Origin of the sequence: Mesorhizobium robiniae, assembly GCF_040545535.1 — a bacterium.
Lineage (GTDB): Bacteria > Pseudomonadota > Alphaproteobacteria > Rhizobiales > Rhizobiaceae > Mesorhizobium > Mesorhizobium robiniae.
This window is the reverse complement of record NZ_JBEPMC010000011.1, coordinates 74,097-93,795: the sequence shown is the minus strand read 5'-3', so window position 1 is coordinate 93,795 and position 19,699 is coordinate 74,097. Positions and strand designations below refer to the sequence as shown.

23 protein-coding genes are annotated in these 19,699 nt (G+C 63.0%); 13 read left to right on the top strand and 10 right to left on the bottom strand.

Annotated elements, in window-relative coordinates; translation table 11 throughout:
- Positions 1-15: 15 nt before the first annotated feature.
- Complete coding sequence (gene tdh / locus ABID19_RS26390) at positions 16-1,050, top strand: L-threonine 3-dehydrogenase (protein WP_354493845.1); 1,035 nt, start codon at positions 16-18, stop codon at positions 1,048-1,050.
- Positions 1,051-1,054: 4 nt separating this feature from the next.
- On the opposite strand, the gene ABID19_RS26385 is transcribed toward tdh, so the two are convergent.
- Entirely contained in the window at positions 1,055-1,492 is a 438-nt protein-coding gene (locus tag ABID19_RS26385; protein ID WP_354493844.1) for a MarR family winged helix-turn-helix transcriptional regulator, read from the bottom strand.
- 88 nt (positions 1,493-1,580) lie between these two features.
- Here ABID19_RS26385 and hmgA point away from each other — a divergent pair, with 88 nt between their 5' ends.
- Genes hmgA through ABID19_RS26360 form a run of 5 tightly spaced genes read left to right on the top strand, consistent with a single transcriptional unit; the run spans position 1,581 to position 5,638 of the window.
- Entirely contained in the window at positions 1,581-2,894 is a 1,314-nt protein-coding gene (gene hmgA / locus ABID19_RS26380; protein WP_354493843.1) for a homogentisate 1,2-dioxygenase, read from the top strand.
- A complete protein-coding gene (locus ABID19_RS26375; RefSeq protein WP_354493842.1) occupies positions 2,891-3,748 on the top strand; it encodes an MBL fold metallo-hydrolase in 858 nt (285 codons plus the stop codon). Before hmgA ends, ABID19_RS26375 begins: the two co-directional genes overlap by 4 nt.
- 34 nt (positions 3,749-3,782) lie before the next feature.
- Positions 3,783-4,796, top strand: a complete 1,014-nt coding sequence (locus ABID19_RS26370) for a fumarylacetoacetate hydrolase family protein (RefSeq protein WP_354493841.1) — start codon at positions 3,783-3,785, stop codon at positions 4,794-4,796.
- 4 nt (positions 4,797-4,800) lie between these two features.
- On the top strand, positions 4,801-5,094 hold the full coding sequence (locus tag ABID19_RS26365) for a hypothetical protein (RefSeq protein ID WP_354493840.1): 294 nt from the start codon (positions 4,801-4,803) through the stop codon (positions 5,092-5,094).
- A gap of 4 nt (positions 5,095-5,098) precedes the next feature.
- Positions 5,099-5,638, top strand: a complete 540-nt coding sequence (locus ABID19_RS26360; RefSeq protein WP_354493839.1) for a DinB family protein — start codon at positions 5,099-5,101, stop codon at positions 5,636-5,638.
- On the opposite strand, the gene ABID19_RS26355 is transcribed toward ABID19_RS26360, so the two are convergent.
- The 3 genes from ABID19_RS26355 to hppD all read right to left on the bottom strand — a co-directional run bounded on the left by ABID19_RS26355 (position 5,639) and on the right by hppD (position 7,412).
- Positions 5,639-5,908, bottom strand: a complete 270-nt coding sequence (locus tag ABID19_RS26355; protein ID WP_352932727.1) for a type II toxin-antitoxin system VapC family toxin — start codon at positions 5,906-5,908, stop codon at positions 5,639-5,641.
- Positions 5,909-5,998: 90 nt separating this feature from the next.
- A complete protein-coding gene (locus ABID19_RS26350; protein WP_095485689.1) occupies positions 5,999-6,226 on the bottom strand; it encodes a type II toxin-antitoxin system Phd/YefM family antitoxin in 228 nt (75 codons plus the stop codon).
- Positions 6,227-6,296: 70 nt separating this feature from the next.
- Positions 6,297-7,412, bottom strand: coding sequence for a 4-hydroxyphenylpyruvate dioxygenase (hppD, locus tag ABID19_RS26345; RefSeq protein ID WP_354493838.1), 1,116 nt, complete (start codon positions 7,410-7,412; stop codon positions 6,297-6,299).
- A gap of 139 nt (positions 7,413-7,551) precedes the next feature.
- On the opposite strand from hppD, the gene ABID19_RS26340 reads away from it, so the two are divergent.
- Complete coding sequence (locus ABID19_RS26340) at positions 7,552-8,019, top strand: Lrp/AsnC family transcriptional regulator (RefSeq protein ID WP_077372472.1); 468 nt, start codon at positions 7,552-7,554, stop codon at positions 8,017-8,019.
- 9 nt (positions 8,020-8,028) lie between these two features.
- On the top strand, positions 8,029-8,355 hold the full coding sequence (locus ABID19_RS26335) for a hypothetical protein (protein ID WP_354493837.1): 327 nt from the start codon (positions 8,029-8,031) through the stop codon (positions 8,353-8,355).
- Between the two features lie 15 nt (positions 8,356-8,370).
- Here the strand turns inward: ABID19_RS26335 and ABID19_RS26330 are convergent, their stop codons facing one another.
- From ABID19_RS26330 to aztA, 4 genes are all read right to left on the bottom strand, one after another.
- Complete coding sequence (locus ABID19_RS26330; RefSeq protein ID WP_354493836.1) at positions 8,371-8,709, bottom strand: protein tyrosine phosphatase family protein; 339 nt, start codon at positions 8,707-8,709, stop codon at positions 8,371-8,373.
- Between the two features lie 150 nt (positions 8,710-8,859).
- Positions 8,860-9,780 carry a zinc ABC transporter substrate-binding protein AztC gene (gene aztC, locus ABID19_RS26325; RefSeq protein WP_354493835.1) on the bottom strand — a complete coding sequence of 307 codons (921 nt, stop codon included), beginning with the start codon at positions 9,778-9,780 and terminating at the stop codon, positions 8,860-8,862.
- A 21-nt stretch (positions 9,781-9,801) separates the two neighbouring features.
- Entirely contained in the window at positions 9,802-10,677 is an 876-nt protein-coding gene (gene aztB, locus ABID19_RS26320; protein ID WP_354493968.1) for a zinc ABC transporter permease AztB, read from the bottom strand.
- On the bottom strand, positions 10,677-11,483 hold the full coding sequence (gene aztA / locus ABID19_RS26315) for a zinc ABC transporter ATP-binding protein AztA (protein WP_354493834.1): 807 nt from the start codon (positions 11,481-11,483) through the stop codon (positions 10,677-10,679). The genes aztB and aztA overlap by 1 nt, the downstream gene beginning before the upstream one ends.
- A 214-nt stretch (positions 11,484-11,697) precedes the next feature.
- Here aztA and ABID19_RS26310 point away from each other — a divergent pair, with 214 nt between their 5' ends.
- On the top strand, positions 11,698-12,042 hold the full coding sequence (locus tag ABID19_RS26310) for a RidA family protein (RefSeq protein WP_126106962.1): 345 nt from the start codon (positions 11,698-11,700) through the stop codon (positions 12,040-12,042).
- Between the two features lie 170 nt (positions 12,043-12,212).
- Here the strand turns inward: ABID19_RS26310 and hutC are convergent, their stop codons facing one another.
- A complete protein-coding gene (hutC, locus tag ABID19_RS26305; protein WP_354493833.1) occupies positions 12,213-12,953 on the bottom strand; it encodes a histidine utilization repressor in 741 nt (246 codons plus the stop codon).
- The gene (locus tag ABID19_RS26300) at positions 12,950-14,302 is read right to left on the bottom strand and encodes a formimidoylglutamate deiminase (protein ID WP_354493832.1); all 1,353 of its coding nucleotides are present in this window, start codon (positions 14,300-14,302) and stop codon (positions 12,950-12,952) included. The genes hutC and ABID19_RS26300 overlap by 4 nt, the downstream gene beginning before the upstream one ends.
- Before the next feature lie 100 nt (positions 14,303-14,402).
- On the opposite strand from ABID19_RS26300, the gene hutI reads away from it, so the two are divergent.
- From hutI to hutU, 4 genes are read left to right on the top strand one after another with little or no spacing between them, the layout of a single operon-like run.
- Positions 14,403-15,638 (top strand): imidazolonepropionase, encoded by a 1,236-nt coding sequence (hutI, locus tag ABID19_RS26295; RefSeq protein ID WP_354493831.1) that lies wholly within the window; start codon positions 14,403-14,405, stop codon positions 15,636-15,638.
- Entirely contained in the window at positions 15,635-17,176 is a 1,542-nt protein-coding gene (gene hutH / locus ABID19_RS26290) for a histidine ammonia-lyase (protein WP_354493830.1), read from the top strand. The genes hutI and hutH overlap by 4 nt, the downstream gene beginning before the upstream one ends.
- Positions 17,173-17,988, top strand: coding sequence for an N-formylglutamate deformylase (hutG, locus tag ABID19_RS26285; protein WP_354493829.1), 816 nt, complete (start codon positions 17,173-17,175; stop codon positions 17,986-17,988). Before hutH ends, hutG begins: the two co-directional genes overlap by 4 nt.
- Positions 17,989-18,026: 38 nt before the next feature.
- The gene (gene hutU / locus ABID19_RS26280) at positions 18,027-19,697 is read left to right on the top strand and encodes a urocanate hydratase (protein WP_354493828.1); all 1,671 of its coding nucleotides are present in this window, start codon (positions 18,027-18,029) and stop codon (positions 19,695-19,697) included.
- Positions 19,698-19,699: the final 2 nt, after the last annotated feature.

Below are 19,699 nucleotides of genomic sequence, written 5' to 3'. Positions count from 1 at the left end.
TCTGGGGACAAAAGAATGTCGAACATGATGAAGGCGCTGGTCAAGGCCAAGGCCGAGCCGGGCATCTGGATGGAAGAAGTGCCGGTGCCGGAAATCGGCCCGAACGATGTTCTGATCAAGATCAAGAAGACCGCGATCTGCGGTACCGACGTCCACATCTACAATTGGGACCAGTGGGCGCAGAAGACCGTGCCGGTGCCGATGGTGACCGGCCACGAGTTTGTTGGCACGGTCGCCGATTTCGGTGCGGCGGTGACCGAATATAAGGTCGGCCAGCGCGTCTCGGGCGAAGGCCACATCGTCTGCGGCCATTGCCGCAACTGCCGGGCGGGCAGGGGGCATCTGTGCCGCAACACGCTCGGCGTCGGCGTCAACCGGCCGGGCGCCTTCGGCGAATATCTGGCGATCCCGCAGCACAATGTCGTGCCGATCCCCGACGATGTGCCCGACGAGATCGCGGCAATCTTCGATCCCTTAGGCAATGCGGTGCACACCGCATTGTCCTTCGATCTCGTCGGCGAGGACGTGCTGGTCACCGGCGCCGGGCCGATCGGCATCATGGGTGCGCTGGTGGCGCAGTGCGTCGGCGCCCGAAAAGTGGTTATCACCGACATCAACCCGGTGCGGCTGGCGCTGGCGAAAAAACTCGGCGTTCAGCATGTGGTCGACGCGTCGAAGGAAAAGCTGCGCGATATCATGCCGGCGCTCGGCATGACTGAGGGTTTTGACGTCGGCCTCGAAATGTCGGGCGCCGCACCCGCCTTCCGCGACATGATCGACACCATGAACAATGGCGGCAAGATCGCTATTCTCGGGATCGCGCCGACCGGCTTCGAGATCGACTGGAACAAGGTCATTTTCAAGATGCTGCATCTCAAGGGCATCTACGGCCGCGAGATGTTCGAGACCTGGTACAAGATGATTGCGCTGGTGCAGGGTCCGCTCGATGTCAGCGGCCTCATCACCCACCGCATCGGCATCGACGACTACATCTCCGGCTTCGAGGCGATGAAGAGCGGCAATTCCGGCAAGGTGGTGATGAATTGGTGAGCGCCTAATCCTTGCCCAGAGCCCTCTTGAGCGCAATCAATCCGTTTGTGACCGCTGTGCGTTCATCAGCGCTCAGCCTCGCCAGCAATTCCTGCTCGAAGGCTTTTGCCAACGGCACCATCTCGCGGTAGGCGGCAAGGCCTGCCGCGGTTAGCGTCAGGTGTTCGATGCGGCGGTCTTTTTCATCCGGTGTGCGAGTCAGCCAGCGTCGCCGTTCGAGCTCGGCGACGGCGCGCGAAACCTTGGTCTTGTGCATGGCCGACTGTTCGCCAAGTTCCGTCGCGGTCATCGTGCCGTGCTGCCCGAGCCCGGCCAGCGTGCGCCACTCCGGGCGCGTGAGACCGTGACGGTCCTTGTAGACCCTCGAGAATTCGCGGCTGACTGCATCGGCAAGACGATAGAGCCGGTAGGGCAGGAAGCTTTCGAGCTCGAGAATGTCCATTGTGCGCATCCAGGCAAATCGGAAGATTGATAGTTACATTTTCAATGGTTACAAATGAAACCAATCTGGTCAATCCGGGGAGGATGCCATGGCCTTTTCCTACATGCCGGGGTTCGGCAACGACTTCGAGACCGAAACCTTGCCCGGCTCGCTGCCGCAGGGGCGTAACTCGCCGCAGCGGCCAGCCTATGGCCTTTATGCCGAGCAGCTCTCAGGCTCGCCCTTCACCGCGCCGCGCGGCACCAATGAGCGCTCCTGGCTCTATCGCATCAGGCCGAGCGTCAGGCACACTGGCCGTTTCAAACCAGCGAACTATCCGCTGTGGAAGAGCGCGCCGAATGTTGGCGATCACGAGCTGGCGCTCGGCCAGTATCGCTGGAATCCGGTGCCGATGCCGAGCGAGTCGACCGACTTCATCGCCGGCATGCGCTCAATCACCACCGCCGGCGACGTGCTCGGCCAGACCGGCATGGCGGCCCATGTCTATGTCGCCAACCGTTCGATGGTCGACGACCATTTCTTCAACGCCGATGGCGAGTTGCTTGTTGTGCCGCAGGTCGGCAGCTTGCGCCTCGTCACCGAGATGGGCGTCATCGAATTGCGACCGGGCGAGATCGCGGTGCTGCCGCGCGGCCTCGTGTTCAAGGTCGAGCTGGTCGATGAAACAGTGCGCGGCTATGTCTGCGAGAATTACGGCGCCAAGCTGACGCTGCCGGATCGTGGCCCGATCGGCGCCAATTGCCTGGCCAATCCGCGCGATTTCAAGACGCCTTGCGCCTGGTTCGAGGACAAGGAGACGCCCTGCCGGCTGATCGTCAAATGGTGCGGGCAGTTCTACGTCACCGAGCTTGATCATTCGCCGCTGGATGTGGTGGCGTGGCACGGCAATTATTCGCCCTACAAATATGATCTTGCGACCTTTTCGCCGGTCGGCGCACTGTTGTTCGACCACCCCGATCCGTCGATCTTCACGGTGCTGACAGCGCCGAGCGGCGAGGAGGGCACCGCCAACATCGACTTCGTCATCTTCCCGCCGCGCTGGCTGGTGGCCGAGAACACCTTCCGCCCGCCCTGGTATCATCGCAACATCATGAGCGAGTTCATGGGCCTGATCCACGGCCAGTACGACGCCAAGGAAGAGGGCTTCGTTCCCGGCGGCATCAGCCTGCACAATCTGATGCTGGCCCACGGGCCTGATGCGTCTGGCTTCGAAAAGGCCTCGCGCGCCGAACTGAAACCGGTCAAGCTCGACAACACCATGGCCTTCATGTTCGAGACGCGATTCCCGCAGATGCTGACCCGCTACGCCGCCGAGGTTGAAACCCGGCAGGATAATTACATCGACTGCTGGGCCGATCTGAAGAAGCGCTTCAACGGCACGCCCGAGGGCGACTGGTCTTGAGCGCTGATCCAACGCGGCTGGTGCTGCTGGGCTCGAAGGGTGGCCCGGCGCTCCGGCCGGGCGGCCCGTGGCCGAGTTCATCGCTGCTGGAGATCGGCGGCCGCAAGATCGTCGTCGATTGCGGACTTGGCGTGACGCGCGGACTGGTCGACGCCGGCATCAGCCTCAAGGCGCTCGACCTGGTCTTCGTCACGCATCTGCATTCCGACCATGTGCTGGAACTTGGTCCGCTTATCCACACCGCGTGGACGGCGGGTCTGGCGACACCGGTCACCGTGTTCGGCCCGCCCGGCACCGGTCATCACTGGCAGCGCTTTTGCCAGGCGATGGAATTCGATATCGAGATACGCATCGCCGACGAAGGCCGGCCCGATATCGCAGACATGGTTTCGATCGTCGAATTCGGCGAAGGCCGGGTGATGGAGGAGCGCGGCCTGAAGGTTTCAGCGCTGCGCGTCGACCACCCGCCGGTGACCGACTGCTTTGCGCTGCGCTTCGAACATGGTGCGAAAAGCGTCGTGTTCTCCGCCGATACGGCATTCTTTCCGCCATTGGCCGATTTTGCCAAAGGCGCCGATGTCCTCGTCCATGAAGCCATGCTGGAAGACGGCATCGAGCGGCTCGTCGCGAAGACCGGCAACGGCGCGCGGCTGAGAGAACATCTGCTCGCTAGCCACAGTTTTGCTGGCGAGGCGGGGCGCATCGCCACCGACGCCGGGGTCGGGAGACTGGTGCTCAACCACCTCATTCCGGCCGACGATCCCGAGATCGGTGAGGCCGATTGGATCGTCGCCGTCAGGAAAACATGGGCCGGTGACTTGACGATCGCCCGCGACGGCCTTGTTGTGGGCTAAGCAGCGGGAAAGCTGTACGAGGAGAGGAAACCGCATGAAGCTTGCCACATTGAAAGACGGGACGCGTGACGGAAAGTTGGTCGTCGTCTCGCGCGACCTGACGCGCTTTACCGATGCCTCGTTTCTGGTGCCGACGCTGCAGGCGGCGCTCGACGACTGGGGCCGGATAGCGCCGCATCTGGCTGCCATGGCGGAATCGCTGGAGAACAATGCGGTGCCGTCAGCGCGCTTTCACGAGCATGACGCCCATTCGCCGCTGCCGCGCGCCTATCAATGGGCAGACGGCTCGGCCTATGTGAACCATGTCGAGCTGGTGCGGAAGGCGCGCGGTGCCGAGATGCCGGCAAGCTTCTGGACCGATCCGCTGATTTATCAGGGCGGTTCGGACAGTTTCATCGCGCCGCGTGATCCGATCCGGGCGGCCGACGAGGCTTTTGGCGTCGATATGGAAGGGGAGATTGCTGTCGTTGTCGATGATGTTCCAGTGGGAGCAAGCCTCGATGAGACGCGGGCCGCGATCCGGCTGGTCATGCTGGTCAATGACGTCACGTTGCGCTCCCTGACCGCCCCAGAGCTTGCCAAGGGTTTTGGCTTTTTCCAGTCAAAGCCGTCCTCGGCCTTTTCGCCGGTCGCGGTGACGCCGGACGAGTTGGGCGACGCGTGGGATGGCGGCAAGGTCAGCCTGCCGCTGCTGGTCGATCTCAACGGCAAGCCGTTCGGCCGGGCCAACGCCGGCGTGGATATGACCTTCGATTTTTCGGCGCTGATTGCACATGCCGCGAAAACCCGGCCGCTGGCCGCCGGCACGATCATCGGTTCGGGCACGATTTCCAACAAGCTCGACGGTGGCCCGGGCAAGCCTGTCTCAGCGGGCGGCGCCGGCTATTCCTGCATTGCCGAGTTGCGGATGATCGAGACGATCGAGGCTGGCGCGCCGAAAACGCCATTCCTGCGCTTTGGCGACACTGTGCGCATCGAGATGAAGGACAAGGCCGGACATTCGATCTTCGGCGCCATCGAGCAGAAGGTCGAGAAATACGAGAGCTAGGACAATGACGGGCACGTCTTTCTATCTTCTGTGCGGTGTCTGGGCCCTTGTCATGCTGGCGATCTTCGTCCAGGCGATCCGGCTGAGCTATCGCATCGAGGCGCGCTCTCGCGACCTGACCAACCGCAGCGGCTTTCCGCGCAACGCGATGATGTTCCATACCGTCACCAACACGAACGTGGCGCGGGACGAGGAGACGCAAGCCATGCGGCGGCGCATGAACCGGCTTCTGCTGGTCGTTCTCGCCGGATTTGCGCTTCTGTGGGCGGGCGTGTCCTTGGTCCAGTCAGCGGAGTGAAGCCATGGACCTGCTAGACCATCTCCGCCGCATGGCGCGCAACAATCTCTGGTCGAACGACCGGCTCTATCGCGCTGTGTTGCAGCTTCAGCCCGGTGAATTCGAAGCCGAGCGAACCAGCTTCTTCCCGTCGATCAAGGCCACGCTCAACCACATCCTGGCAGTCGATCATCTCTATCTCGATTTTCTCGAAGAGGGCGGCGTTGGCGCCGCAGCCTATGATGGGTTCTTGCTCTTCGACGAAGCGGACGCGCTCTTTGGCAAGCGGGCGGCAGCCGACCGGCGGCTGGTCGCCTTTTGCGACCGTCTATCGGCCGATGATCTCGATCGCCGCGTCATCACCGACCGGCGCGAGGACGGCATGATCCCCGAGCGCATCGGCGACCTGCTCGCCCATCTCTTCATCCACGACATCCATCATCGCGGCCAAGTGCACGCAATGCTGTCCGGCACGTCGGTGAAGCCCCCGCAGCTCGACGAGTTCTTCCTCGACTATGATCTGAAGCTGCGGAAAGCGGAGGTCGAGCGGCTGAATCTGGAATGATCAAACCAACGTAACGTCATAGGCTGAAAAATGCCGATCCGCAGTGACCAACGTCAGGCCTTCAATTTGAGCCTGTGCGATGAGCAGACGGTCGAAAGGATCGCGGTGATGGAGCGGCAAATGCTCAAGCCTCGCCGCGTGTAGTTCATTCACACTGAGGATCGGAATGCCGTTCGATCGCAAGATTTCCACTATGTTGCCTGTCAGCGTGACTTTGCCGAGCGATTTCTTGATGGCGATCTCTGCTACCGAGACGGCGCTGACGACCACATCCTCGCCCGCAAGAAAGATGTCGCGATGGTGGTCCGAAAGGCGTGAGTACCCAAAGCAGAATATGAGTATCCACCAGATATTGGTGGCTCATTTAGTGTACTCGTCCCATTCGGGACCGAGTTCATCAAAATCATCCGATATCCGAATTTGGCCTTTCAGGGCCCCAAAAAGGCCCTTGCTTCCGCCAGCCCGGGCGGGCGCGCTCAAGGTCGCCACCACCTCTCCGTGCCGCGTCAGATGGATCTCTTCGCCGGCCTGGGCACGTTTCACCAACTCGGAGAGTTGGGCCTTTGCTTTTGCCATCGGAACATTCATGGTCAGACCTCTTATGACCAGAATTAAGGTCATAACTGATCAAACCACAAGGCACCTCGGGCCGAACTGGCTACGCCGCCTTGCCGTCCACCTTCAGCACCCCGCGCTTGATCTGGTCCTGCTCGATCGATTCGAACAATGCGCGGAAATTGCCCTCGCCAAAGCCTTCATCGCCCTTCCTCTGAATGAATTCGAAGAAGATCGGTCCGATCACGGTTTTGGAAAAGATCTGCAGCAGAATCTTGGTCGTGCCGCCGTCGACCACGCCTTCGCCGTCGATCAGGATACCGTGCTTTTTCATCCGCTCGATCGGCTCGTCATGGCCGCTAACCCTGTCGTGGGACATGTCGTAATAGGTCTCGGGCGGACCTGGCATGAACTTCAGCCCGTTGGCGGCCAGCCTGTCGGTGGCGCCGTAGATCTCGTCCGTGCCGACGGCGATGTGCTGGATGCCTTCGCCATTGTACTTCTTCAGATATTCGGCGATCTGGCTGGTCTCGTCCTTGGATTCGTTGAGCGGAATGCGGATCTTGCCGCAGGGCGAGGTGATGGCGCGGCTGACCAGGCCGGTGATCTTGCCGTCGATGTCGAAGAAATGGATCTGCTTGAAGCCGAACAGGTCGCGGTAGAAGTCCCACCATTTGTCCATCTGGCCGCGGTAGACATTGTGGGTGAGGTGGTCGAGATAATAGAAGCCGACGCCTTCCGGCTTCGGGTCGCGCGCCCCCAGCCAGTCGAACTCGGCATCATAGGCCGAGCCTTTTTCGCCGTAGACCTCGATGAAATAAAGCAGCGAGCCGCCGATGCCGACGATTGCCGGCACGTCGAGCGCCTTGTCGGCGCCTTCGTAAGGCGTGGCCCCTTTGGCGACGGCGTGATCGAAGGCATGCTTGGCATCGACGACCCGCCAAGCCATCGACGCTGCGCAGGGCCCATGCTTGTCGACGAATTTCATTGCATGCGAGTCGGGTTCGGCATTGACGACATAGTTGATGTCGCCCTGCCGCCAGACGGTGATGTCCTTGGTGCGGTGCTTGGCCACCGGCACATAGCCCATGCGGCTAAAAAGCTTGGCGAGCTTTTCCGGTTCAGGATGCGCGAACTCGACGAATTCGAAGCCGTCGGTGCCGGCGGGGTTGGCTTTGCTGATCTTCGCGGGCGGTGCGTCGTGCGGGAAGGGACCCATAGCAATCCTCCAAAGCCGTTGTTGGCCGGGAAAGGCCATCTCGACGCAATGATAGCGCGGAGTGGCTGCACGGTGCTTGCATTCAAACGCTTGAAATGATCAGTTTATGCGTGGGTTGTGCATGAACGGAGAAGAATCCATGGATGACGCGCGCGTTGATCAGTTTGATCGCAAGATAATGGCTCTGTTACAGGGTGACGCACGGCTGACCAACAACGATCTATCGGAACGGGTGAACCTGTCGGCGTCGCAATGTTCGCGCCGCCGCCAGAGGCTGGAGGAGGACGGCTATATCAGAGGCTACAGGGCGGTACTCGACCGCGACAAGCTCGGCTTCTCGCTGGTCAACGTCATCTCGGTGACGCTTGCCACCCACAACCGCGACAATGCGCAGCGCTTCGGCGAATTGGTGGCTCGGCTACCGGAAGTGCAGGAGGCGCATGCGCTGACCGGCGAGATGGACTACATCCTGAAAGTGGTGACGCCCGACCTGAAATCGCTGTCGGAATTCGTCAACGGCGTGCTGCTGCCGCACGAATCCGTGCAGCATGTGAAGACGGCGATCGTGCTCGAAACGCTGAAGGAAACCGGCGCGCTGCCGATTTGAGTGTGAACCATGTCGAATTTTCAGCTCGCCGGCATCGTCCTGTTTCTAGTGGGGCTTGTGCCGTTCACGATTGGTAGCCTGATCCACGTCGCGCATGAACCGAAGGCCTGGGAGCTGCGCATCATCAATCCTTGGCCTTCGTGGCCCTATGGCTGGGTCAAACTCACTCATCCCAGGGCGCGCTGGTGGTGCGGTATCGGCTTTCCGATTTGTCTCGCGGGCTTCATCGTACTTTTGGTTGCTACGATTCCGCTCGTCGATCTCGCGCTATATGTCGCTTTGTTTGTCGCTTTCTTCTGCCTGCAGCGGGTCATAGCCAGGCGGCGGCGTCACTAACCATCGGAACGCCTCTCACCCCTTCTGCTGCTGGATCAGTCCATAAAGATTGGTGCAGCGGGCGCCGGAACGGCAATAGGCGAAGATCGGGCCTTCGAGTTCGTCGAGCGCCTCGGCCTGGTCCTCGACATTCTCGGCGGTGATCTGGCCGCTGACGACCGGGATGTAACGGAAGGCGAGCCCGGCGGCTTCAACCGCCGCTTTGACCGTGTCGGCCGAAGGCTGGCCGGGCTGCTCGTCATCCGGCCTGTTGCAGATGACGCTCTTGAAGCCGGCGGCCTTGATGGCAGCGACGTCGGCGGGCTGGATCTGGCCCGAGACCGAATAGTCCTCGCTGATCTCACGATATTCCATGGTCTTGTCCTCGCAATCTTGTTGGCGGCAGTCTTGCCACTCCCCGACGAAGCCGGCAATCCGCATCGGGGGAATTCTCTGCCAAATAGCTATTGCGAGCCGGAAAATCCAACCGGGGCGACAATGCCCCAGTCGAATGGACGCGTCGACTCAACTTCCGAGGATCGCGCCTTTGATCTGGGCGATGTTGTTGTGCATCAGGTCGATATAGGTCGAGGCCGGGCCGTCGGGCTGCGACAGCGCGTCAGAATAGAGCGTGCCGCCCACCTTGATGCCGGTCTCGCTGGCGATCTGCTCGATCAGCCGCGCGTTGGTGATGTTCTCGATGAAGACTGCCGCCGCCTTGTCCTGCTGGACCTGGCTGACCAGCTTGGCGACGTCGGCAGCGGACGGCTCCGACTCGGTCGACACCCCTTCGGGGGCAAGGAAGGTGAGGCCATAGGCCTTTTCGAAATAGCCGAAGGCATCATGCGAGGTGATGACGACGCGTTTCTCTTCCGGTATCGACTGGATCGCCGCCTTCACTTCGCCTTCGACCGCATCGAGCTTCGCCGTGTAGGCCGTGGCATTGGCCTTGTAGCTGTCGCAACCCGCAGCGTCGGCGGTGCAGAAGGCGTCGGCGATGTTCTTCACATAGATCTTGGCATTGGCGATCGACTGGAAGGCATGTGGATCGGTGTCTTCGCCTTCGGCGGCATCGGCGTCGGCGAATTCGGGTTTGAAGTTGATCGGCGTAACGTCCTTGGTCAGAACGGCGATTGTCGCCTTGGTGGCGCTGGCGTCGACCAGGCGCTGCAGAAAGCCTTCAAAATGCAGGCCGTTGACCAGCACCACATCCGCACCCGCCATTGCCACCGCGTCCGCTGGGCTCGGCTCGTAGACATGGGCATCGCCATCCGGCCCGACGATAGTGGTCAGATTGATGCGGTCGCCGCCGACATTTTTGGCGAAATCGGCAATGATCGTGAAGCTGGCGACCACTTTCAACGGCTCCGCGAAGGCCGACGACGCGCTAAAGGCAGTTAATGTTATAACGCTCGTTGCCAAGGCGGCGCGGATCGACTTCAGCATGGACAAGTCTCCTTTTTGGCATCAGGCGGTTCTGTGGCGGTGATGGATAATACGGGCGCGCAGGATGCCGCGCGTGCCGAACAAGATCGAAGCAAAATAGACGACGCCCGCCGACAGGATGATGGCCGGGCCGGAAGGCAGCGAAACATGATAGGACAGAAGCAGCCCCGCGACGCAGGAGGCAAAGCCGATCAGCACCGCCAGCACGCACATCGGCTCGACGCGCATGGTCCAGAAGCGGGCGGCGGCGGCCGGCAGCATCATCAAGCCGACCGACAGTAAGGTGCCGAGCGCCTGGAAGCCGCCGACAAGGTTGAGCACGACGAGGCCGAGGAAGATGAAATGCACCGGGCTGCCCAGCCGGCTGACCGAACGCAGGAACAGCGGGTCGAGACATTCGGCGACCAGCGCCCGCCAGAAGACGGCGAGGCTGACCAGCGTGACCAGGACGATGCCGCCGATCAGCGTCAGCGCCTCGTTATTGAGTGCCAGTACGGTGCCGAACAGCACATGCATGAGATCGACGCTAGAGCCGCGGATCGACACCATCAGCACGCCGATGGCCAGCGAAATCAGGTAGAAGGCCGCCATCGAGGCGTCCTCGCGCTGAATGGTGAAACGCGAGACGGCACCGGCGCCAAGCGCCACGATGATGCCGGCAATCAACCCGCCGATGGTCATCGGCAGGATCTCCAGCCCATAGAACAGGAAGCCGGCGGCAGCACCCGGCAGGATGGCGTGGGCCATGGCGTCGCCGGAAAGGCTCATGCGCCGCAGCATCAGGAAGACGCCGACGGGGCAGGCGCCCAGCGAGAGCATCAGCGACCCGGCAAGCGCCCGCTGCATGAAGGCGAAATCGGCGAACGGAGCGATGAGAAGACCGTAGAGCGTCTCCATCATGCCGCCCTCGGCCCAGAACCGTGATGATGGTGGTGCCCAGGGTCGTGAGCGTGATCACCGTGCTCATGATTGACGGGCTCGCACCAGGGCGCGTTCTCCTCCCAGGCTTCGTGGAAGCGGCGCGCGCGCAACAGGTTTTCCGGCCGCAGCGTTTCCTTGGTCTCGCCCCAGGCGATTGGCTGGCGCGCCAGCAACAGCGTTTCGGGGAAATTCTGGCGCACCAGCTCCAGATCGTGCACGACCACCATGATCGTGCGTTCCTCGCCATGCCAGCGCTTGATCAGTGCGATCAGGTCGCCGACCGTCTTGGTGTCGACGGCGTTGAACGGCTCGTCGAGCAGGATCAGGTCGGCATCCTGCAACAGAACGCGGGCAAACAGCGTGCGCTGCAGCTGGCCGCCCGACAGCGTGTCGATCGGGCGCTTCTCGAAGCCGCCGAGGCCGACGGCCAACAGCGCCTGGCTGACCGAATCGCGATCTTCCTTGGTGTAGCGGCCGAGCAGCCCGCGCCGTGGCCACAGCCCGAGCGAAACCAGATTGACAACCCTGGCCGGAAAGGAGCGGTCGAGCTCCGACTGCTGCGGCAGATAGGCGGCGCGCACGCCGGGCGCGCGGACAACCTTGCCGGCCATCGGCTTCAACACGCCGACGATACCCTTCATCAGGGTCGACTTGCCCGAGCCATTGGCGCCGACGACGGCAGTCAGCGATCCCCGGCGGATCGTGCCGTCGAGATGATGGATCGCCGGATGGCTGTTGTAGCCCAGCGTCAGATCGCGGAAGGTCAGGCAGGTTTTGGTCATATACGATCCGTGGCGGCACGACTGGTACGTCGGCGGCGATTGGATATGTGATGTTATTACATTAGTCAACAAGCCAATCGGGCGGAATTACGGCGACCGAGGAGATTTGCCCTGTGCTCTTTGGCGGTTGGCTCAAGAGGATTCGCTCGTGCAACCTTGCCCCCGGCGAACCGCGACTCTAAAGAAGCGCGAACCACAAAGGAAGGAACGTCCAATGAGCATTCGTCGCATCGATGTCGGCCCGCGCATGAGCCAGATCGTCATCCACGGCAACACCGTCTATCTGGCCGGTCAGGTCGGTCAGCCGGGCGGAAACGTCGGCGCCCAGACACGGGACATTCTGGCGGCCATCGACGAATTGCTGGCCAAGGCCGGCACCGACAAGACCAAGATCCTGCAGGCGATCATCTGGCTGGCCGACATGAGCACCTTTGCCGAGATGAACGCGGAATGGGACAAGTGGGCGCCGCAGGGCCACACCCCGGCCCGCGCCACCGGCGAGGCCAAGCTTGCCGGACCGGAATATCTGGTCGAGATCATCGTTACCGCTGCCATCTGAGAAGCGGGGCTTTACCCTCCCCCTTGAGGGGAGGGTCGGCGAGTAGTCGGAGCGAAGCGGAGATTGCGAGACGGGGTGGGGTCGGTGGGGTTGCACCGACCCCACCCCGCGTCACAAAATGCCGCCATGCGGCATTTGCTCCGCGACCCTCCCCTCGAGGGGGAGGGTAATCACCCCTGCGAAGGCGTAAACCTTGCCACCAGCATGTGGCTGTCCGCCGGGTAGGTGAAACGGACATGGGTGACCGGGTGCTCGGCGCTCCATGTCCGCCGCTCGACCACCAAACACGGTGCGCCGGCCTCGATATCGAGTGCCGTCGCAATGTGTCTGTCGGCGGCGACAGCGCGAATGCGGTGCTCGGCGGCACTCCACGGCACGCGGGCAATCAGCCACGGCCCGGGCGCGATAGCACGAAATTCCTCGTCGGCGGCCTCGGCCACGGCGGCCAGGTTGATCAGCCGCTGTTCGTGGGCGAACGGCCGCTTGCCGGCGAAATGCTGGCATTCCAGCGCCAGCACTGGTCCGGCGGCAGCGAGCTCCAGCAACTCGCGGTCCTCCGCGCTGCTGCGCCTTTTATGTCGCGCCACACGCTCGTAGCGATAGGGCAGACCGAGCGCCTCGACCTCGATCCTGATATCGTGGATTTCCAGCACCGCGGCTTGCGACTGCGGCCGCCGGACGAAGCTGCCGGAGCGGCGACGGCGCTCGATCAGCCCGGCCTTGGCAAGCTGCGACAGCGCCTTGTTGACCGTCATGCGCGAACATTTGTACTCGGCCGTCAGCTCGTGCTCGAACGGGATGCGATGCCCGGGCGCCCAGGCGCCGGACAGGATCCGCTCGCTGATGTCGGACAGGATGCGCTGGTGCAGCGAGAGGGGCTCGCCGACGTCCATTGTCTCGATTGTGCTCATGCCGAAAGCGCCGTCATCACCTTGCGAAAACGCTCGGCAATGGCATCGCGCCTTGCATGCCTGCCGCCGATGACCAGTTTCTTGCCATGCACCCAGACGCAATCGACCTTGGTGCCGTTGGCGAAGATCCAGGCGTCGAGCACCGCATCGCCCGTCTTGCCGGCCAGCGAAGGGTGGGCGCCATCGAGCGAGACGAAATCGGCTGAGGCACCATTGGTGATCTGTGAGGGGCCCGCGCCAAGGGCGGCACTGCCGCCGTCGAGCGCTGCATCGAACAGCGCGCGGCCGGTCGAGCCGCCGGCGACCGCAAGCACATTGCGGGCGCGATGAGCGAGGCGCTGCGAATATTCGAGCTGCCGCAATTCGTCGGGCAGGCCGATCAGCACATTGGAATCGGAGCCGACGCCGAAGCGGCCGCCATGGTGCGTGAACAGGGGCGCGGCAAAGGTGCCATCGCCGAGATTGGCCTCGGTGATCGGGCAGAGGCCGGCGATTGCTCTGCTTTTCGCCATGCCAATCGTTTCCGCATCGGTCATGTGGGTGGCATGGATCAGGCACCAGCGCTCATCGACCTTGGCATTGGCGAGCAGCCATTCGACCGGCCGTGCCCCGGACCAGGCAAGGCAGTCCTCGACTTCCTTCACTTGCTCGGCAATATGGATGTGGATCGGTCCGCCCGGCACCATTGCCGCGATATCCTCCAGTTCCTCCGGTGTCACGGCGCGCAGACTGTGTGGGGCGACGCCGACGACGCCTTGATTCAAGGTGCGAACGCATTCCTGGCATTTCTCAACGAGCTGCGAGAACCGATTCACATCGTTGATAAATCGCCGCTGGCCTTCGTTCGGCGCAGCGCCGCCGAAGGAGGAATGCGCATAGAAGACCGGCAGCAGCGTCAGTCCGATGCCGGTGTCGGCAGCGGCGGCAGTGATGCGCTCCGCCATCTCGGCGATATTGGCATAGGGTTGGCCATCGCGATCGTGGTGGAGGTAGTGAAACTCGCCGACGCGCGAAAATCCGGCCTCCAGCATCTCGACATAGAGCTGGGCTGCGACCGCCTCGACCTGATCCGGTGTCATCGACAGTGCGAAACGATACATCACCTCGCGCCAGCTCCAGAAACTGTCGGCTGAAGGGCCGCGCTGCTCGGCAAGGCCCGCCATGCCGCGCTGGAACGCGTGGCTGTGCAGGTTCGGCATGCCTGGCAGCAGAATGGCATGGCGTTCGTCGCCGGGCTGGGAAGACGCGTTCGGCTCGATCGTGGTGATACGGCCATCACTGACGACGATCCGGGCATTGGAATGCCAACCGTCGGGCAGAAGCGCCTGTTCCGCAAAGATCGCCGTCACGTTTTTCTCTCCGATTCCCTATGTCCCGTGCAATGATACCACTTGCAGTGCGTTTCAATATGTATATACATAATCGCCACCGATTGAAACGGAAAAGATGATGGCTGGAGAGAGCAAAGATCGGGCAGGGGAGGTTCGCCTTTGGCGCAATGCGCGCCTAGCGACCATGGCTGAACGTGCTGCCGGGCTGGGCATCGTCGAACACGGCGCGATCGCCGCACGCAATGGCGTGATCGTCTATGCCGGCCCGGAAGCCGACATGCCGGCTGCGCTTTTACAAGGCGCCGAGATTGTCGATTGCGAAGGCCGCTGGATCACACCGGGCCTGATCGACTGCCACACTCATCTGGTCCATGCCGGCAACCGCGCCAATGAATTCGAGATGCGGCTGGCCGGCGCCACCTATGAAGAGGTCGCCAAGGCCGGCGGCGGTATCGTCTCGTCCGTCAAGGCGCTGCGCGCTGCCAGCGAGCACGAACTGGTCGCCCAGTCGCTGCCGCGCCTCGATGCGCTGATCGCCGAAGGCGTCACCACGGTCGAGATCAAGTCGGGTTACGGTCTCAACCTTGAAAACGAGAAGAAATCTTTGCGCGCGGCGCGGCGGCTTGGCGACGAGCGCCCGGTGACGGTCAGCACGAGTTTCCTCGGCGCCCACGCGCTGCCGCCCGAGGCGAAAGGCGACAAGGACGCTTTTGTCGATCTGGTCGCAAACGAAATTCTTCCGGCGGTCGCCGCCGAGGGTTTGGCCGATGCCGTCGATGGGTTCTGCGAAGGCATCGCCTTTTCGCCCGAGCAGATTTCTCGGGTGTTCGATGCGGCGAAAGCAGCAGGCCTGCCGGTCAAGCTCCACGCCGATCAATTGTCCAATCTGCACGGCGCCGAACTCGCCGCGCGCTATGGCGCGCTGTCGGCAGACCATCTCGAATATACCGACGAGGCCGGTGCGGCGGCAATGGCCGCGGCTGGCACCGTGGCGACGATCCTGCCCGGTGCCTATTATTTCATTCGTGAGACCAAGAAACCGCCGATCGGCCTGTTCCGCCAGCATGGCGTCAGGATGGCGGTCGCCACCGACAACAATCCCGGCACCTCGCCGCTGACCTCGCTGCTGCTGACCATGAACATGGCTGCGACCTTATTTGGCCTGACGGTCGACGAATGCCTGGCCGGCGTGACCCGCGAGGCGGCCCGTGCGCTTGGGCTGCTCGGACAGACCGGCACGCTGGAGGCTGGCAAATCCGCCGACCTGGCGATCTGGAACGTCGAGCGTCCGGCCGAGCTCGTCTACCGCATGGGCTTCAACCCGCTGCATGCCCGCATCTGGAGGGGACAATGACCGAACTCGTGCTGAAGCCTGGAAATGCGACGCTGGCCGACTGGCGCGAAATCTATCGCGGCGTTGTGCCGAAGCTGGACGCTGCCTGCCGTCCCAAGATCAAGGCCAGCGCCGAGGCGGTGGCGCGCATCGTTGCCAAGGGCGAGCCGGTCTATGGCATCAACACCGGCTTCGGCAAATTGGCCAGCGTCCGCATTCCCGCCGCCGACCTCGAGACCCTTCAACGCAACATCGTGCTGTCACATGCCGCCGGCGTCGGCGAACCGATGCCGGTTGCGATCGTCCGGCTGATGATGGCGCTGAAGCTGGCCAGCCTGGCGCAGGGCGCCTCCGGCGTGCGGCCGCAGACTATCGAATTGCTGGAGGCGATGCTCGCCAATGACGTCATTCCGGTGGTGCCGGCGCAAGGCTCGGTCGGCGCCTCAGGTGACCTCGCGCCGCTGTCGCACATGACGGCTGTCATGATCGGCGTTGGCGAGTGTTTCACCCCGCATGGCCGCTTCCCGGCCAAGGTCGCTTTCGTCTCGCACGGATTGGAGCCGGTGACGCTCGGCGCCAAGGAAGGCTTGGCGCTGCTCAACGGCACGCAGTTCTCGACTGCCTATGCGCTGGCCGCCCTTTTCGATGCCGAAGTTCTCTATCAATCGGCGCTGGTTGCCGGCGCGCTGTCGACCGATGCCGCGAAAGGCTCCGACGCGCCATTCGATCCACGCATCCATCTCTTGAGGAAGCATCGCGGCCAGATCGAGACGGCAGAGGCGTTGCGCAATTTGATGGCCGGCAGCGCCATTCGTGAATCGCACCGGGTCGGCGACGAACGCGTACAGGACCCATATTGCCTGCGGTGTCAACCGCAGGTGATGGGCGCGGCGCTTAGCGTGCTGCGCCAGGCCGCCGAGACGCTGGGTACCGAGGCTAACGGCGTCACCGACAATCCGCTGATCTTCGCCGAGGACGACACCGCACTTTCCGGCGGCAATTTCCACGCCGAGCCGGTGGCCTTCGCCGCCGACATGATCGCGCTCGCCGTCTGCGAGATCGGCTCGCTGTCGGAAAGGCGCATCGCCATGCTGGTCGACCCGGCGCTGTCGGGCATGCCGGCCTTCCTGACGCCGAAGCCCGGCCTGAATTCCGGCTTCATGATCCCGCAGGTGACGGCGGCGGCACTCGTCTCGGAAAACAAGCAGAAGGCCTATCCGGCCAGCGTCGATTCGATCCCGACCTCGGCCAACCAGGAAGACCACGTCTCGATGGCAGCGCACGGCGCGCGCCGGCTGATCGGCATGGTCGAGAATGCGACGGCCGTCATCGGCATAGAATTGCTGGCCGCCGCGCAAGGTTGCGATTTCCATGCACCGCTGGCGTCGAGCGCAGCACTCGAGGCAGTGCGCAGGCTTGTCAGGGCTGAGGTGCCGCATCTTGACAATGACCGGCATTTCCATCCCGACATGGAAAAGGCCATCGCCATGGTGCGCAGCGGCGCGGCGGTGAAGGCGGCAGGCGCGGTGGTGCTGCCGGCAATTTCTGGAGCAGCATGATGGACAGCTGGCTCACGGTCAGCCGCGGCCCGGCACCCCTGCTGGTTTCGATCCCGCATACCGGCATCGATCTCGCCGGCCTTGACGACCGGCTGGTTTCGCCCTGGCTCGGCCAGCGCGACTGCGACTGGTGGATCGACAAGCTTTATGACTTTGCCGAAGGCCTTGGCGCGACCATCGTCCACACCGCCATCTCGCGCACCGTCATCGACGTCAATCGCGACCCGTCCGGCGCCTCGCTCTATCCCGGTCAGACGACCACCGGCCTGTGCCCGACCGAGACCTTCGATGGCGATCCGCTCTACCGCAAGGGCGAAGAGCCCCGACCGTCGGAAGTCGACGAACGTCGCGAAAAATACTTCATGCCTTATCATGCGGCCCTGCAGGCCGAGATCGACAGACTGCGCGCCTTGCACGATAAGGTCGTCCTTTATGACTGCCATTCGATCCGCTCGGTGCTGCCGCGCCTGTTCGATGGCACGCTGCCGGTGTTCAATCTCGGCACCAATGACGGCAAGAGCGCCGACCCGGCCTTGCAGGCGATGGTCGGTCAGATCCTCGCCGAAACCGGCGAGACATACGTTGTGAATGGCCGCTTCAAGGGCGGCTGGATTACGCGCAATTTCGGCCAGCCGCAAAACAATGTCCATGCGCTACAGATGGAACTCTCCAACCGCGGCTATATGCGTGAGCCCGAGGGCAAGGGGACGCCCGACAATTGGCCGGTGCCTTACGACCCCGCATTCGCCGCGCCGATCCGCGCCACGCTGAAGCGGATTCTGGAAGGCGCGATTGCCTGGGCCGGGCGCTGACGCACCTCCGCACAGCTCATTCGAAAGGGACTGACGCCATGACCGATCCTCGCCACAACATCCGCGAAGTCCGCAGCCCGCGCGGCAGCGAGCTCAACGCCCGCTCATGGCTGACGGAAGCGCCGTTGCGCATGCTGATGAACAACCTCGATCCCGATGTCGCCGAAAACCCAAATGAGCTGGTCGTCTATGGCGGCATCGGTCGAGCGGCACGCACCTGGAACGACTTTGATCGCATCGTCGCCTCGCTGAAGACGCTTGGAGATGACGAGACGCTGTTGGTGCAGTCCGGCAAGCCGGTCGGCGTGTTTCGCACGCACACCGATGCGCCGCGCGTGCTGATCGCCAATTCCAACCTGGTGCCGCACTGGGCGACATGGGAGAAATTCAACGAGCTCGATAAGAAGGGCCTGATGATGTACGGCCAGATGACGGCCGGCTCGTGGATCTACATCGGCACGCAAGGCATCGTGCAGGGCACCTACGAGACCTTCGTCGAGGCCGGCCGCCAGCATTATGGTGGCAATCTCAGAGGCAAATGGATCCTGACCGGCGGCCTCGGCGGCATGGGCGGCGCCCAACCGCTGGCCGCGGTCATGGCTGGTGCCTGCTGTCTGGCGATCGAGTGCGATCCCGACCGCATCGATTTCCGGCTGCGCACCCGCTATGTCGACGAGCGCGCCGACACGCTCGACGAGGCGCTGGAAAAGATCGAGCGCTGGACCAGGGCCGGCGAGGCGAAATCGGTCGGCCTGGTCGGCAACACCGCCGACATCGTCCCGGAACTGGTGCGGCGCGGCGTGCGCCCCGACATGGTCACCGACCAGACGTCGGCGCATGATCCGCTCAACGGCTATCTGCCCAAGGGCTGGTCGCTCGCCGAATGGCTGGAGAAGCGCACCAGCGACCCGAAGGCGGTCGAGAAGGCGGCGCGGGCATCGATGCGCGAACATGTCGAGGCCATGGTGGCGTTCTGGAACGCCGGCGTTCCGACGCTCGACTACGGCAACAATATCCGCCAGGTAGCGAAGGAGGAAGGGTTCGAGAACGCCTTTGCCTTTCCGGGTTTCGTGCCGGCCTATATCCGACCGCTGTTTTGCCGCGGCATCGGCCCGTTTCGTTGGGCAGCCCTCTCCGGCGACCCCGAGGACATCTACAAGACCGACGCCAAGGTGCGCGAACTGACGCCCGGCAACACCCACCTGCACAACTGGCTCGACATGGCGCGCGAACGCATCGCCTTCCAGGGTCTGCCGGCGCGCATCTGCTGGGTCGGTCTCGGCGACCGCCACCGGCTCGGCCTCGCCTTCAATGAGATGGTGGCTAAGGGCGAGCTCAAGGCGCCGGTGGTCATCGGCCGCGATCATCTCGATTCCGGCTCTGTCGCTTCGCCGAACCGCGAGACGGAATCGATGAAGGATGGCTCGGACGCCGTCTCCGACTGGCCGCTGCTTAATGCGCTGCTCAACACCGCCTCCGGCGCAACCTGGGTCTCGCTGCATCATGGCGGCGGCGTCGGCATGGGCTTCTCGCAACATGCCGGCATGGTCATCGTCGCGGACGGCACATCAAAAGCGGCCAAACGCCTGGAGCGGGTGCTGTGGAACGATCCGGCGACCGGCGTCATGCGCCACGCCGATGCCGGTTACGATGTCGCCATCGACTGCGCCAGAGAGCACCAGCTCAACCTGCCGGGCATTCTCGGCTGAGC

What these genes read in the sequence shown, in the direction of transcription:
- tdh (WP_354493845.1), top strand. Translation starts at nt 16, where the DNA reads ATGTCGAACATGATGAAGGCGCTGGTCAAGGCCAAGGCCGAGCCGGGC.
- ABID19_RS26385 (WP_354493844.1), bottom strand. Translation starts at nt 1,492, where the DNA reads ATGGACATTCTCGAGCTCGAAAGCTTCCTGCCCTACCGGCTCTATCGT.
- hmgA (WP_354493843.1), top strand. Translation starts at nt 1,581, where the DNA reads ATGGCCTTTTCCTACATGCCGGGGTTCGGCAACGACTTCGAGACCGAA.
- ABID19_RS26370 (WP_354493841.1), top strand. Translation starts at nt 3,783, where the DNA reads ATGAAGCTTGCCACATTGAAAGACGGGACGCGTGACGGAAAGTTGGTC.
- ABID19_RS26365 (WP_354493840.1), top strand. Translation starts at nt 4,801, where the DNA reads ATGACGGGCACGTCTTTCTATCTTCTGTGCGGTGTCTGGGCCCTTGTC.
- ABID19_RS26360 (WP_354493839.1), top strand. Translation starts at nt 5,099, where the DNA reads ATGGACCTGCTAGACCATCTCCGCCGCATGGCGCGCAACAATCTCTGG.
- ABID19_RS26350 (WP_095485689.1), bottom strand. Translation starts at nt 6,226, where the DNA reads ATGAATGTTCCGATGGCAAAAGCAAAGGCCCAACTCTCCGAGTTGGTG.
- hppD (WP_354493838.1), bottom strand. Translation starts at nt 7,412, where the DNA reads ATGGGTCCCTTCCCGCACGACGCACCGCCCGCGAAGATCAGCAAAGCC.
- ABID19_RS26340 (WP_077372472.1), top strand. Translation starts at nt 7,552, where the DNA reads ATGGATGACGCGCGCGTTGATCAGTTTGATCGCAAGATAATGGCTCTG.
- ABID19_RS26335 (WP_354493837.1), top strand. Translation starts at nt 8,029, where the DNA reads ATGTCGAATTTTCAGCTCGCCGGCATCGTCCTGTTTCTAGTGGGGCTT.
- ABID19_RS26330 (WP_354493836.1), bottom strand. Translation starts at nt 8,709, where the DNA reads ATGGAATATCGTGAGATCAGCGAGGACTATTCGGTCTCGGGCCAGATC.
- aztC (WP_354493835.1), bottom strand. Translation starts at nt 9,780, where the DNA reads ATGCTGAAGTCGATCCGCGCCGCCTTGGCAACGAGCGTTATAACATTA.
- aztB (WP_354493968.1), bottom strand. Translation starts at nt 10,677, where the DNA reads ATGGAGACGCTCTACGGTCTTCTCATCGCTCCGTTCGCCGATTTCGCC.
- aztA (WP_354493834.1), bottom strand. Translation starts at nt 11,483, where the DNA reads ATGACCAAAACCTGCCTGACCTTCCGCGATCTGACGCTGGGCTACAAC.
- ABID19_RS26310 (WP_126106962.1), top strand. Translation starts at nt 11,698, where the DNA reads ATGAGCATTCGTCGCATCGATGTCGGCCCGCGCATGAGCCAGATCGTC.
- hutC (WP_354493833.1), bottom strand. Translation starts at nt 12,953, where the DNA reads ATGAGCACAATCGAGACAATGGACGTCGGCGAGCCCCTCTCGCTGCAC.
- hutI (WP_354493831.1), top strand. Translation starts at nt 14,403, where the DNA reads ATGGCTGGAGAGAGCAAAGATCGGGCAGGGGAGGTTCGCCTTTGGCGC.
- hutH (WP_354493830.1), top strand. Translation starts at nt 15,635, where the DNA reads ATGACCGAACTCGTGCTGAAGCCTGGAAATGCGACGCTGGCCGACTGG.
- hutG (WP_354493829.1), top strand. Translation starts at nt 17,173, where the DNA reads ATGATGGACAGCTGGCTCACGGTCAGCCGCGGCCCGGCACCCCTGCTG.
- hutU (WP_354493828.1), top strand. Translation starts at nt 18,027, where the DNA reads ATGACCGATCCTCGCCACAACATCCGCGAAGTCCGCAGCCCGCGCGGC.